The 13,509-nt window shown below is 44.3% G+C and carries 14 protein-coding genes; 12 read left to right on the top strand and 2 right to left on the bottom strand.

Translation table 11 applies throughout. The annotated features are described in order from the left end of the window. Window positions 1–85: 85 nt before the first annotated feature. From phoR to phoU, 6 genes are all read left to right on the top strand, one after another. Window positions 86–1,459 carry a phosphate regulon sensor histidine kinase PhoR gene (gene phoR, locus QNI24_RS01145; protein ID WP_267175578.1) on the top strand — a complete coding sequence of 458 codons (1,374 nt, stop codon included), beginning with the start codon at window positions 86–88 and terminating at the stop codon, window positions 1,457–1,459. A gap of 115 nt (window positions 1,460–1,574) precedes the next feature. After that, complete coding sequence (locus QNI24_RS01140) at window positions 1,575–2,612, top strand: PstS family phosphate ABC transporter substrate-binding protein (RefSeq protein WP_267175577.1); 1,038 nt, start codon at window positions 1,575–1,577, stop codon at window positions 2,610–2,612. 119 nt (window positions 2,613–2,731) lie between these two features. After that, window positions 2,732–4,114, top strand: coding sequence for a phosphate ABC transporter permease subunit PstC (gene pstC / locus QNI24_RS01135; RefSeq protein ID WP_267175576.1), 1,383 nt, complete (start codon window positions 2,732–2,734; stop codon window positions 4,112–4,114). After that, a complete protein-coding gene (pstA, locus tag QNI24_RS01130) occupies window positions 4,107–5,381 on the top strand; it encodes a phosphate ABC transporter permease PstA (RefSeq protein ID WP_267175575.1) in 1,275 nt (424 codons plus the stop codon). The genes pstC and pstA overlap by 8 nt, the downstream gene beginning before the upstream one ends. Window positions 5,382–5,405: 24 nt before the next feature. Further along, complete coding sequence (gene pstB, locus QNI24_RS01125; protein ID WP_267175574.1) at window positions 5,406–6,281, top strand: phosphate ABC transporter ATP-binding protein PstB; 876 nt, start codon at window positions 5,406–5,408, stop codon at window positions 6,279–6,281. An 11-nt stretch (window positions 6,282–6,292) separates the two neighbouring features. Next, the gene (gene phoU, locus QNI24_RS01120) at window positions 6,293–7,003 is read left to right on the top strand and encodes a phosphate signaling complex protein PhoU (RefSeq protein WP_267175573.1); all 711 of its coding nucleotides are present in this window, start codon (window positions 6,293–6,295) and stop codon (window positions 7,001–7,003) included. Between the two features lie 28 nt (window positions 7,004–7,031). Here the strand turns inward: phoU and QNI24_RS01115 are convergent, their stop codons facing one another. Further along, on the bottom strand, window positions 7,032–7,208 hold the full coding sequence (locus QNI24_RS01115) for a DUF1272 domain-containing protein (RefSeq protein ID WP_267175572.1): 177 nt from the start codon (window positions 7,206–7,208) through the stop codon (window positions 7,032–7,034). Window positions 7,209–7,278: 70 nt separating this feature from the next. On the opposite strand from QNI24_RS01115, the gene QNI24_RS01110 reads away from it, so the two are divergent. Continuing rightward, the gene (locus QNI24_RS01110) at window positions 7,279–7,941 is read left to right on the top strand and encodes an SDR family oxidoreductase (protein ID WP_267175571.1); all 663 of its coding nucleotides are present in this window, start codon (window positions 7,279–7,281) and stop codon (window positions 7,939–7,941) included. A gap of 32 nt (window positions 7,942–7,973) precedes the next feature. Continuing rightward, complete coding sequence (locus tag QNI24_RS01105) at window positions 7,974–8,312, top strand: P-II family nitrogen regulator (protein ID WP_267175570.1); 339 nt, start codon at window positions 7,974–7,976, stop codon at window positions 8,310–8,312. Window positions 8,313–8,457: 145 nt separating this feature from the next. On the opposite strand, the gene ppa is transcribed toward QNI24_RS01105, so the two are convergent. Beyond that, window positions 8,458–9,006 (bottom strand): inorganic diphosphatase, encoded by a 549-nt coding sequence (gene ppa / locus QNI24_RS01100; RefSeq protein WP_267175569.1) that lies wholly within the window; start codon window positions 9,004–9,006, stop codon window positions 8,458–8,460. A gap of 164 nt (window positions 9,007–9,170) precedes the next feature. Between ppa and QNI24_RS01095 the strand changes: the two genes are divergently transcribed. From QNI24_RS01095 to QNI24_RS01080, 4 genes are all read left to right on the top strand, one after another. After that, window positions 9,171–10,769, top strand: a complete 1,599-nt coding sequence (locus QNI24_RS01095; protein WP_267175568.1) for a hypothetical protein — start codon at window positions 9,171–9,173, stop codon at window positions 10,767–10,769. A gap of 123 nt (window positions 10,770–10,892) precedes the next feature. Continuing rightward, window positions 10,893–12,347: a cytochrome ubiquinol oxidase subunit I gene (locus tag QNI24_RS01090; protein ID WP_283708459.1), complete on the top strand. Its 1,455-nt coding sequence runs from the start codon at window positions 10,893–10,895 to the stop codon at window positions 12,345–12,347. 1 nt (window position 12,348) lies between these two features. Next, window positions 12,349–13,353: a cytochrome d ubiquinol oxidase subunit II gene (gene cydB, locus QNI24_RS01085; protein WP_267175567.1), complete on the top strand. Its 1,005-nt coding sequence runs from the start codon at window positions 12,349–12,351 to the stop codon at window positions 13,351–13,353. Further along, a complete protein-coding gene (locus QNI24_RS01080) occupies window positions 13,353–13,478 on the top strand; it encodes a hypothetical protein (protein ID WP_267175566.1) in 126 nt (41 codons plus the stop codon). Before cydB ends, QNI24_RS01080 begins: the two co-directional genes overlap by 1 nt. The last annotated feature ends 31 nt before the right edge of the window (window positions 13,479–13,509 follow it).

Here is a 13,509-nt window from a genome sequence, read left to right as displayed (position 1 = left end):
ATGTTAGGCGAGAAATGTGACAGTTATATGACAAATATGACATTTTGGTCACATCATTGTTACATTCGCTAAAAAGAACCATTAAATGTTAATTTTAGGTGCTGCTGTAGGCTATGATTGCGACATCTGGATTAATTCACATAATAAAGCTAAATTGATGCAAGTCACGGGGTGGAAACAAGAACAAGTCGCGGTGTTGGTATTTGTCATATTGGCAGTCATCACTGGCGCGCTGAGTGGTTATTGGGCAGCCGGCTTTTTGCTTTGGTTACTGATTTATATGGTGTGGAAATTTTTTGAATTCCGTAACTTTTATGATTGGTATATGGGGGGTGCCTCAAGGTACAAAACGCCAGAAAATCACGGTGTTTTTGAAGCCTTGACTTGTCAAGTCATCAACAACAAAAACCAAACCAAAGAAACCCAAAAACGCAACAAATACTTGTTAAAGCAGTTCGTCACCACTGCGCAGGCCTTGCCATTTGCAACCTTATTATTAAATCAGCGTTTCGAAATACAGTGGTGCAATCACATTGCGCAAGAAATACTGGGCATCACTGACAAAGACGCCAATACCAAAATTGATAACATCATCCGTGAGCCTGAATTTGTGGAGTTGTTGAATACCATTAAGAAAGACGAAGAAACAAAATTACCTCATTTTAAAGACCGTGAGAAAAGCATCCAGGTGCGCTTGATCAAAATTCATAAAGACCGTTATTTAATGGTGGCGCGTGATATTTCAGCGCAAGAGGCGTTGCAGAAGTCAAGGAAAGCCTTTGTGGCCAATGCATCGCATGAATTACGCACCCCTTTAACTGTCATCTCAGGCTATTTGGAAATGTTACAAACGGCTGAAAACATGACGGAAGAATGGTCAGGAGCGATTGATCAGGCCAAAGAACAAGCCGGTCGCATGTCAATCATCATCAACGATATGCTGAAATTGTCGCGCATTGAACATGATAAGGTGATACCTTCGCAAGACACAGAGGTGCCAATGCCGGAATTGTTGAATGGCTTGTTCAATGACATCAAAAATGGCGCCAATTCTCAAAACCATGTGATGGCGGCTGAAATTGACTCTGCCTTGTATGTCAGGGGCGATGCCTCAGAGATTACCAGCATTTGTCTGAATCTGATGCACAACGCCCTGATTCATACGCCCAAGGGCACGAGCATCAAAGTGCGCTGGTTTGAACACAATGGTGAAGCCAATTATTGGGTGGTTGATGATGGCCCCGGAATCGATGCCAAACACCTGCCACACCTGACGGAGCGTTTTTATCGGGTGGATAATTCAAAGGCAACAAACCACCAAAGTACTGGTCTGGGTTTGGCCATAGTTAAACACATCTGTCTTAAACACAGTGCCCACTTTGAAATAGACAGCACTTTGGGTAAAGGTGCAACATTCAAAGTCATATTTCCCAAACACAGGACCCACATTGATGCCTGATTTTACCTCTTGAGTGTTGCCTGATAAGGGTTTTTTCTTTTGTTACAAAAATGTCATAAAACTGTCACATTGGCTGATTACAATGGCGCCAATTGTAAAATTAACTGATTTATTTATGAAAACATTGAAAAAAATAACCTTAATCGCGGGTCTGATTGCAGCATCTCAAATTCAAGCAGCAGGCAGAGACTATATCAGCGTTGTTGGTTCTTCAACCGTATATCCATTCTCAACAGTGGTTGCTGAAAGGTTTGGAAAATCAACCTCTTTCAAAACCCCAAAGATTGAATCAACCGGAACCGGTGGCGGCATGAAGTTGTTTTGTAAAGCCAATGGCATCGATACGCCAGACATCACCAATGCATCCAGACGCATCAAAGAGTCAGAGCTGAAAATGTGTCACGACAATGGCGTTGATGGTGTGGTTGAAGTTTTGATTGGCTTCGACGGTATCGTGGTAGCCAATGAAATCAGTTCACATGAATTCAACTTGACCACCAAAGACTTATTCTTGGCTTTGGCCAAAGAAGTACCGACTGAAAAAGACGGTGAATTGGTAGCCAACCCTTACACCATGTGGAATGAAGTGAATGCAGAATTGCCTGCGGTTAAAATTGAAGTGCTGGGCCCTCCCCCTACTTCAGGTACCCGCGATGCATTTGTTGAGTTAGCAATGGAAGGCGGTTGTAAAAACTTCCCTTGGATCAAAGACACCAAAAGTACCGACAAATCTAAATACAAAACCATTTGTCACAGCATCCGTGAAGATGGCGCTTACGTAGAAGCGGGCGAGAATGATAACTTGATCATTCAGAAGCTACAAAAGAACCCAGATGCTTTGGGTATCTTCGGTTTTTCCTTCTTGGATCAAAACGCTGACTTGGTTAAAGGCTCAGTGATCAATGGCGCCGCGCCAGAGTTTGAAACCATCGCCAGTGGTGATTACCCGGTTTCAAGACCATTGTATTTCTATGTGAAAAAGTCTCACGTTTCAGAAATTCCGGGCATGCAAGAATTTTTGGCTGAGTTCACCAGCGAAAAAGCCATGGGTGATGAAGGTTACTTGACGGATAAAGGCCTGATCCCACTGGGTGAAGACAAGTACATGAAAGTGAAAACCGATGTGCTTGAACTGAACAACTTGGAGTTGTGATTGATTACGTTTCAATAATCAAACAGTGATTTTCAGCCAAGTGATAACGCTTGGCTGAACTTTTTTTTTAGCTTTCAACATGACACACAACTTTAAAGAAACCAGCAGATGAGTAAAACATGACAGTCAGCGCACTAATTTTTTTGTTGTTGATTTTTGCCGCATTCAGTTTTTTTATGGCGCGACAAAAAATCAGCACGGCTTATCGGCAAACACAGCAAAAGTCGAAAATCCTCACTTTACCCAAGTATTTTGGTTACGTAGCTGCTTTGACAGCTTTGTTACCGGCTTTGGTGATGTTGTTCTTCCTACAAATGGCAGAAGAGCCCTATATCAACAGTGAGATAACCAGCTACATCAACGATTCAGAAATTGAAGCAAATCAGGACCTGGATTTGTACTTGAATGAAATCAAAAGTGCAGACACCCCAGAAAAAGTGGCAGCACTGTCACCTGAGAAACAAGTGGTTTATCAACGCTACCACGAAATCGAGACCACCACCAACCGCACCATATCGGTGATTGTGTTGTCATTGTCGATCTTGTTGGTGATTTTGGGCATGCGAAAAATCAACACAGAAACCCCAGCCCGACGGGTGTTTGAAAAGATCATTGAAGGTATTTTATTGTTGGCTGCCTCCATTGCCATCATGACCACCGTTGGTATCGTTTTCTCAGTTTTGTTTGAATCGACCCGCTTTTTTGGTGAAGTGCCCATCATGAGCTTTATGTTTGGTACTGAGTGGTCGCCCCAAACTGCCATACGCGCTGATCAAGTTGGCTCCTCTGCTGCCTTTGGTGCGGTACCTCTGTTCGTTGGTACCATGTTGATCTCATTCATCGCCTTATTGGTTTCGGTGCCTTTGGGCTTGATGTCAGCGATTTATCTGTCCGAATATGCCGGCAGTAAAATTCGAGCTGTTGCAAAACCTGTATTAGAGATTTTGGCGGGTATTCCAACGGTCGTATACGGGTTTTTTGCGGCCTTGACTGTGGCGCCTTTTATCCGTGATTTGGGTGAGTCAATCGGTCTTTCAGTGGCCTCTGAAAGTGCTTTGGCAGCCGGTTTAGTGATGGGCATCATGATCATTCCGTTTGTTTCATCGTTGTCTGATGATGTGCTTTCTGCGGTGCCACAAAACTTGCGCGAAGGTTCATTGGGTTTGGGTGCAACGCGCTCTGAAACCATTGTTAAAGTATTAATTCCAGCAGCGCTTCCGGGTATTGTTGGCGGTGTGCTGTTGGCTGCATCGCGGGCCATTGGAGAAACCATGATTGTGGTTATGGCAGCTGGCTTGGCGGCTAACTTGACAGTCAATCCACTGGAGGCAGTAACCACCGTGACGGTACAAATTGTGACCTTATTAACGGGTGATCAGGAATTTAACAGTGCCAAAACCTTGGCGGCATTTGCCCTGGGTCTGATGCTGTTTGTGACCACTTTGATTTTGAATGTGATTGCATTACACGTAGTTAGAAAATACCGAGAGCAGTATGAATAACACTGATTTAGTAAGAAAAAGTCTGAAAAAACGCTATCTGAAGGAGCGCATATTCAAAACAGTTGGCTTGTTATCGATTGTTTCAGCGATTCTTTTTTTATTGATTTTATTGACGGATATTTTCACCAAAGCCATGCCGGCATTCTCACAGACCAACATTTCGTTGGAAGTGACACTGGATCCTGATGTAATTGGGGTGGGTGAAAACCCCAGTGAGCAGGATTTGATGGCGGCTGATTTTCGTCGAGTCATCAGAAATTCTTTGGCAGATCAATTTCCAGGAGTGACCAAACGCAAAGAAAAACGAGAGCTGTATTCATTAACCAGCATGGGTGCGGAGTTTCAATTGCGCGATATGGTGATAGCAGACCCCGCTTTGTTGGGTCAAACCATACAGGTTGAATTCATGGCGGATGATGATGTTGATGCAGTAATAAAAGGTGCCATTGACAGGAACTTACCCGAATCTGATCGTCGTGTGAAAGACCAAAAACTGGGGTGGATTGAGACACTCGAAGAAAGCGGCCAAATCAGCGAACAATTCAATTGGTGGTTTTTCACCAGCGGTGATTCGCGTGAACCAGAAATGGCTGGTATCAAAGGCGCCATCAAAGGCTCCCTGTTTACCTTGTTGGTGACTTTGGCCTTGTCTTTTCCAGTTGCTGTGGCAGCAGCCATCTACTTAGAAGAGTTTGCGCCGAAGAATCGCTTCATTGATTTCATTGAAATCAACATCAACAACTTGGCAGCGGTGCCATCCATCGTTTTTGGTTTGTTGGGTCTGGCGGTGTTTATTAATTTCTTTTCACTGCCGCGTTCGGCACCGTTGGTCGGTGGTATTGTGTTGTCATTGATGACTCTACCTACCATCATCATTGCCTCACGTTCAGCAATCAAAGCAGTACCGCCATCCTTACGAGAAGCGGCGTTGGGCCTGGGTGCATCAAAAATGCAAACAGTCTTTCATCATGTCCTGCCCGCTGCACTGCCCGGCATTTTAACCGGTACCATCATTGGTATGGCCCAAGCTTTGGGTGAAACGGCACCGCTGTTAATGATTGGAATGGTGGCCTTTATTGTGGATATTCCACAAGGTATCACTGACCCATCCACCGTCTTACCCATCCAAGTCTATCTGTGGGCAGACTCACCTGAACGTGGCTTTCTAGCCAAAACTTCTGCCGCTATTATGGTGTTGTTGTTCTTTTTAATTGCAATGAATGCCATCGCCATTTACTTGCGTAAAAAGTTTGAGAAAAAATGGTAAGCTTAGAAAATATGAGAAATAATTATGAATGAAGCTGTATTGAATGATTTGGCAGAGCCAAAAAACACCAGCCAAGCTGGACCGGAGACCGAAGCGTCTTTGAACATAGAGTACACTAATACGGTTGGTCAGCCACTGTGTGATGAGGCGAAAATACAAACCAGAGACGTCAATGTTTTCTACGCTGAAAACCAAGCCATTCATAATGTGAACTTGGATATTGGCGCCCATGAGGTGATTGCTTTGATTGGTCCCTCTGGTTGTGGTAAATCAACCTACTTGCGCACCCTGAATCGCATGAACGACACCATTGATATTTGTCGTGTTCAGGGCCAAATATTGCTTGACGGTGAGGACATTTACACCAAGAAACAAGACCCGGTATTGCTGCGCGCAAGGGTGGGTATGGTGTTTCAAAAACCCAACCCGTTTCCGAAGTCTATCTATGACAATGTGGCCTATGGACCACGAATTCATGGTTTGACCCGCAACAAGTCTGAATTAGATGACTTGGTGGAGGAATCACTGACCAAAGCCGGTTTATTCCAAGAGGTCAAAGATCGTTTAGACGCGCCTGGAACTGGCTTATCAGGTGGTCAGCAGCAAAGGTTATGCATCGCACGTACCATTGCAGTTCAGCCAGAGGTGATTTTAATGGATGAGCCAGCATCAGCACTTGACCCAATTGCCACTGCTAAAATTGAGGAGCTGATTAATGAGTTAAAACAGAACTTCACCATTGTGATTGTGACTCATTCCATGCAGCAAGCTGCCAGGGTTTCCCAAAGGACGGCTTATTTTCATATGGGGCGATTGATTGAAGTGGGTGAAACCGACCAAATATTTACCAACCCAACCCATGAATTAACAGAAAAATACATCACCGGACGTTTCGGTTGAAGGACAATATTATGGAACATGTTGAATTTGAAACACACACATCCAGCGAGTACAACGCTGAATTAGAAGACATCAGAAATCACTTATTGAAAATGGGTGGTAAAGCAGAAAGCCAACTTCGCATGGTGCTAAAAGCCTTGAATGAAAACTCCAAGGACTTGGCCAATGAGCTGCTAAGCCAGGGCGATGAAATTGACCAAATGGAACTTGATTTAGACCAAGAGTGTACCCGTATCATCGCCAGACGCCAGCCAGCTGCCAGTGATTTGCGTTTGATTGTGGCAGTGCTGAAAAGTATCACTGATATCGAGCGAATTGGTGATGAAACGGAAAAAATGGCTCGTTTGATGAAAAAACTGTTCAAACGTGACTTTCAATCTGACTATTACCAAGAAATTGACCACTTGGGCCAAGAGGTGCTGGCTAATTTATCAGCTTCTTTGAATGCCTTGGCGCGCTTAGATGCTGAAGAAGCCATCAAGATTGCGCAGAAGGACCAGGTGATTGACGCCCATTTTGATGAGCTCAATGGTCACTTGATTAAGCAAATGGTTGAACACCCTAAAAAGGTCAAACCTTATTTGAAAATGAGCCAGTGTGCGCAGTCATTAGAGCGCATTGGTGACCATGCAAAAAACATTTGTGAAAACATCATTTACTTGGTCATTGGTAAAGATGTTCGTCACAGCAACATAGACGAAGTCAGCACAGACTTGCTCTGAGTTCAATAAAATCTATGGTTTCACAGACTCACTCAATTGATAATCTGGTGGGTCTTTGGACCAACTCACCACCACAATTTGGGCACTTGTATTGGAGTGTTCCAGTGGCACAGTCAGTACAGTATGTGCATTCATAACTACAGATAAACACCCCTCTTTGCTGATCATTGAGCTGGGCTTCACAGCGCTCACATTGTTTTCTCATTTCTAACATCTGCGGTTGAATATGTTTTAAGCAGTGCCCATGTTATGGTTTTAAAACAGCTGGAGTCAAGATGCAAAAAGTATTAGTTACAGGTGCCAATAGGGGTATTGGTTTAGAATTATGCCGACAACTCAAAGCACAAGGCAAGGATGTCACGGCCGTTTGTCGCAACAGCAGTGAAGAATTGGATGGCTTGGGGGTCCATGTGATCGACCAGACAGATGTGGCTGATAAGGCATCCGTTGAAAATTTGGCACAACAACTCAAAGGCCAAAATTTTGATGTGCTGATAAACAATGCTGGGGTGCTGTCGCGCAATGCATTGGGTGAAATTGATTATGACACCGTGATGCAGCAGTACCAAGTCAATGCCATGGCGCCATTGATGGTGACAGAGGCTTTGTTGGAGAATCTGCATGACGGTTCTAAGGTGGCCATTGTCACCAGTCGCATGGGCTCAATGACAGACAATGATTCAGGCGGGCATTATGGCTATCGGATGAGCAAAGCGGCGGTCAACATGGCAGGCACCTCTTTGGCGGTTGACCTACAACCCAAAGGTATTGCTGTTGGGTTGTTGCATCCAGGTTACGTCAAAACTGATATGACCGGAGGCCAAGGTTTTGTTGATACCCAACACTCAGCGCAAGGTTTGCTGGCCAGAATCGAGCAATTAAATCTGGAAAATTCAGGCACATTCTGGCATGCTGAAGGTGAGCAATTACCGTGGTGATAGCCACAACAACAAAGCAGTAGGACAGCAGCATGAAAATGATCACAGCCATAATTAAGCCTTTTAAATTAGATGATGTCAGAGACGCCTTGGAAGATGTGGGTGTGCGTGGTATCACAGTGACCGAAGTGAAGGGTTTTGGCCGACAGAAAGGACACACGGAGCTCTATCGAGGTGCTGAATACGTGGTGGACTTCCTGCCCAAACTTAAAATCGAAATCGCCACCACCTCAGACCAAGTGGATGCCATCGTAGACACCTTGATTGAAACGGCCAGCAACAACAAAGTTGGCGACGGTAAAATATTTATCCATGATTTAGAAAAAGTAGTCCGCATCAGAACCGGCGAAACTGACCAGGATGCGCTCTAGCCCTATGCCCCAATTGGGTATGATTTGGACAAAGCTTCAATTAATTAATACGGCCGGTTTATCTTCATCTTGATTGGACCGGGTCAAAGGCGAAAAAAAACCCAGCAAAGCGTCTGGGTTTTTTCAGTTTCAATATTAGTGCTAATCAGAAGTTAGGCTTTTCTTCGGCTTTTTCGAAGTTGCTGATTGAATCAAGGATTTCTTGTTTGGCTTCAGCCACATCGCCCCAGCCTTCAATTTTAACCCATTTGCCTTTTTCCAAGTCTTTGTAATGTTCAAAGAAGTGAGCAATGGTGTCTAGAGTGACGGGGTTGATGTCTCTGACATCGCTGACGTGGCGATATAAACCACTGACGTCATTCACCGGCACAGCAATGATTTTCGCATCTTCACCACTCTCATCAGTCATTTTTAAGACGCCAACTGGACGACACTTGATGATTGAACCAGGTAACAGCGGAATAGGCATCACCACCAACACATCTACAGGATCGCCATCGCCACACAAAGTGTGAGGGACGAAACCGTAGTTACAAGGATAACGCATCGCTGTGTTCAACACACGATCAACAAAAATCATGCCTGAGTCTTTATCCACTTCATATTTTATGGCCTCGCCATTGCGTGGGATTTCGATTAATACATTGATGTCATGAGGCGCATCATCGCCAACGGGAATTTGTTTTAAAGACATGTTAATCCTTAGTGGTGTTCGAAAGCCGCGTATTATAACGGTCTCAGCGAGAAAGTGAATCATTTAGTAGAAAAACCACAGGATTTTATTTGGAATCTTCGCTGTTGCTTTAACAAACTCATCACTTGAGCGATAATCAGGTTCTTTATCAATGGAAGAGCGAAATGAAAAAATGGTTGGTTTTATGTTGTGTGGTTGTAGCTGGAATGGCCGAGTCTAAACATTATATTGTGCACCATGCCAGCCATAATGAAAGTGGGTATGTTCACATGTTGTCTCAATGGCATCCAGTCACACAAAAGTTGACACACAAAACCATCATTGGAGAAGCAAAGAAAGACCTTTCATATGTGCTGTATTCAACATCTCAGCAGCAGATAATAACTTATCTACCAGCCAATAATAATCGATCTTCGCAACTGGTATTTTTTGAGTTTTCCACTTTAAAAGAAATCAGGCGAATAGATGTACCGCAGATACTGACTGACTCCAACCACATGATGGCAACAACGCCGCTGTTTTTATCAGCGGATCAAAACAATGTGGTTCTACTCAGTAACCAAAGTGATCTATCGCTACACATCTTCAATATAGTTGATGGTAAAACCTTACTTTCAAGACAACTTAATAACAAACAATCATTGTTAAAGGTTACTGATGACAACGTTTACTTTTATGCCAAAAACGTACACGGGAATGGCAGAAACTTAACAATCATCGACTTAAATGCAGCTAAAACAACAGGTGTAGTTAACTTGGGCAAGCTTGATGTAAACACCCACATGCATGATGGGTTTATGTGGGTTTCAATGGAACAGCAAAGTAACAGAAGACCAACATTTGGTTTGCATCAAATAGATTTTAAAAACGGCAAGAAAATCAAAACCGATGTTCCAGCCAGTGAATATCATTTTGTGTTTGTGCGGGCGGCCAATGGCAGCAGTTATGTCGCTGGAAAAAATGTCAAAGGAAAAAGAGACTTATTCATTGCTGAAATTAACAAATCAGCCGTGTCTGAGCCGGTATATCAAGGCAAAAAAGTGGCGCCAAGGGCTTTAAGTATAAGTGGTGATGGTCAAACTTTGATGGTTATCGGTGAGGATAAATTAGCCGTGGTTGGAACTACTGACATGAGTCTTCGGTCCCGCTTTAGGCTGCCTTTTGACTCATTTTATGGTGTTGTCAATGAGGCGGGCACTTTAGGTATCGTACAAGAAGGCAGTGGCTCAGAAATAGGCTTTGTTGACCTGGTCGAAGGTGATGTGAAAAAACAAATTGGAGCCGGACGTACCTTGGTGAAAATTGGTAAAATCAGCCCAGGTTATCTCATTGGTGGCCTGGTTTTAGGTGGTGCCGCTAGCCATATTATCAGTCATTACTCTGAAAAAAAACTGCAGTTTAATCATGATGAAAGTCGTGCATTGGTGATCAATGGAATCAGCAATGACATCACTTTTATTGATGCTGAAAATTATAAAAAAATGGATGCAATCAGTACCGGAAATGACGCCCTATTGATGTTGCAGTTTCCTGCGCTGCCAGATATTGTGTTGACTATGAATCAAATGCAAATCAATATTTTCGATGCCCAAAAAGCCGAAGAACTCCTTGAACTCAATTCGATCAGGCTTGTCGGAGTTGATACTGAATCTGCGGTGGTTTTTTATCAGGAAAATAACCAACTCAAACAGTTAGATTTAAAAGATTTAACCGCCCCAACCACCGTTTCTGAAATCACTGCATTGGGTGTATATGTGTTCTGAATATAGGCCAAAATAATCATCAGTGTGAGTCAATTTGTCGCAGTTGGATTGATGTTTTATTGACCCTTAAAATGTTAAGATAATCAGCAATAATAAAATTTGACCAACAACTAGGAGCCACCCATGTTTGAACTGTTTGATGCGGTTCTTGCCGCTCGATTGCAATTTGCATTCACCATATCTTTTCACATCATATTTCCGGCCATTTCAATCGGTTTGGCTTGGTATCTCATGGTCTTACAGGCCTTGTGGCTGAAGACCGATCGAGACATCTATAAGCGCATTTGGCGTTACTGGGTGAAGGTTTTTGCCGTGGTCTTTGGCATGGGCGTGGTATCTGGTATCGTGATGAGTTACCAAATAGGTACCAACTGGAGTGTGTTCTCTGACAAGACAGGACCCATCTTGGGGCCGCTGATGGGCTATGAGGTGCTTTCTGCCTTCTTCTTGGAAGCAGGCTTTTTGGGTGTGATGTTGTTCGGTTCCGAGCGAGTTGGACGTAAACTACACTTTTTCTCAACTTGCATGGTAGCCGTGGGCACCATGATTTCAGGTTTTTGGATATTATCGGTCAATTCGTGGATGCAAACCCCGGCTGGATTCAGCATCAACGAGGCCGGTCAATTCATTGCTGCCGATTGGTGGCAGGTGGTTTTCAACCCATCTTTCCCTTATCGTTTTGTGCATATGATGTTGGCAGCCTTCTTGACCACAGCATTTCTAGTGGGTGGTGTGGCTGCATGGCATTTGTTGAAAGACAAAACCAACTCAGCAGCAAAACTGATGTTCTCCATGTCAATGTGGATGGCGTTGGTGGTGTCTCCGATACAGATAGTTGCTGGTGACTTTCATGGCCTGAACACCTTGGAACACCAACCCATGAAAGTGGCTGCGATGGAAGGTCATTTTGAAAGCCAAAACGGTGCACCATTGATTTTATTTGGTTGGCCCGATGTGGACAACGAAACAGTCCATGGCAAAGTGGCCATTCCGAAGCTGGGCAGTTTGATTTTGACCCACGACATGGATGGATATTTACCAGGCTTAGATGCTTTCCCGAAAGAAGATTGGCCCAATGTGCCTTTGGTGTTTTGGTCATTTCGCATCATGGTGGCCATTGGTTTTGCCATGCTGATGGTCGGGCTTTGGTCTGCGTGGTTACGCTACCGCAAGCAGTTGTATGATTCTACTTGGATCAAACGTGTTGCCTTGGTGATGGCGCCCAGTGGTACCATCGCCATCTTAGCCGGCTGGATCACCACCGAAGTCGGACGACAGCCTTACACCGTTTATGGTTTATTGCGTACCATTGATTCGGCATCACCGTTGGATGCACCGGCAGTGAATGCCTCATTGTTGGCCTTTATTGTGGTCTATTTCATCGTCTTTGGCGCCGGCATTTACTATTTATTTAAATTATTCAAACGCACCCCAAGTTTGAATGAGCGCGATATCAAAACCGGTCAACCCAGGCGTGCTGCTGGTATCACCCCGATTCAGGGATTGGGTGAAGAGGTCAGTGCAGATTTGGTGGATGATGTCACTCCTGATGACAGCAACAAACCGGAGGGTCGTTGATATGGACTATGTATTAATTTGGGCTGGATTGATGGCATTTGCGGTATTTGCTTATGTCATCTTAGACGGTTTTGATTTGGGTATTGGCTTGTTGTTTCCGTTCATCAAAGACCCTCAAGACAAAGCCAACTCGATGAATTCCATTGCGCCTTTTTGGGACGGTAATGAGACCTGGTTAGTACTGGGCGGCGGTGGTTTATATGCGACTTTCCCGTTGGCATTTGCCATCATCATGCCGGCCTTGTATGTGCCTCTTATCATCATGCTGTTGGCCTTGATTTTTCGCGGTGTGGCTTTTGAGTTCCGCTGGCGAGCTGAGACTGAAGCCGGCATGAAACGTTGGGACTTGGGCTTCACCTTAGGTTCTTTTTTTGCCGCTTTTGCTCAAGGCATTGCATTGGGGGCTTTGGTGCAAGGCATCGATGTGGCTGACCGCGCTTATGCTGGTGGTTGGTGGGACTGGTTGACACCATTCAGTGTAGTCACTGGTTTCGCTGTGGTCATAGGATATGCCTTATTGGGCGCTTGTTGGCTGGTTTATAAAACCGAGCATGAATTACAGGCGTTCTGTCGCCGTGCGGCGTTGGTTTTGACGTTTGCCCTGGGATTGATGATTGCCATCATCAGTGTGTGGATGTTATTTAAACAGGACCCGTACATGAAACGTTGGTTTGATTATCCTAACTATTTGTATTTATCACCGGTACCGATTTTGGTTGGTATCTTGGGCTTTTACCTGCTGTGGAGTTTGAAAAAAGGCAAGGAACTGGCGCCATTTCTGTCCACGATTGGGCTTTTTGCTTTGAGCTATTTTGGTCTTTGTATCAGTTTTTATCCCAACATTGTGCCGCCCAACATCACCATTTGGGCAGCGGCCTCACCGGAGTCCAGTCTGAAGTTCTTGCTGGTGGGTTCGGCGGTACTGATACCCATGATCATTGCCTATACAGCTTATTCTTACTGGGTCTTTCGCGGTAAAGTGAACTCAGAGGAGCAGTATCACTGATGCGTAATTGGTGGCAAAAAAGATCAAAACAAACCCAACAAAAACTGTGGTTCCTTGGTTTGTGGTTGGGTAGTGTGCTGTGTTTATTGGCCATCAGTTATTCGATTCGATTGGCGTTGATGTGAATTAAATTGGTAGGACACTGATTGGGTGGTC

It is taken from the genome of Marinicella marina (assembly GCF_030065545.1).
Lineage (GTDB): Bacteria > Pseudomonadota > Gammaproteobacteria > Xanthomonadales > Marinicellaceae > Marinicella > Marinicella marina.
This window is presented reverse-complemented; position numbering and strand designations above follow the sequence as displayed.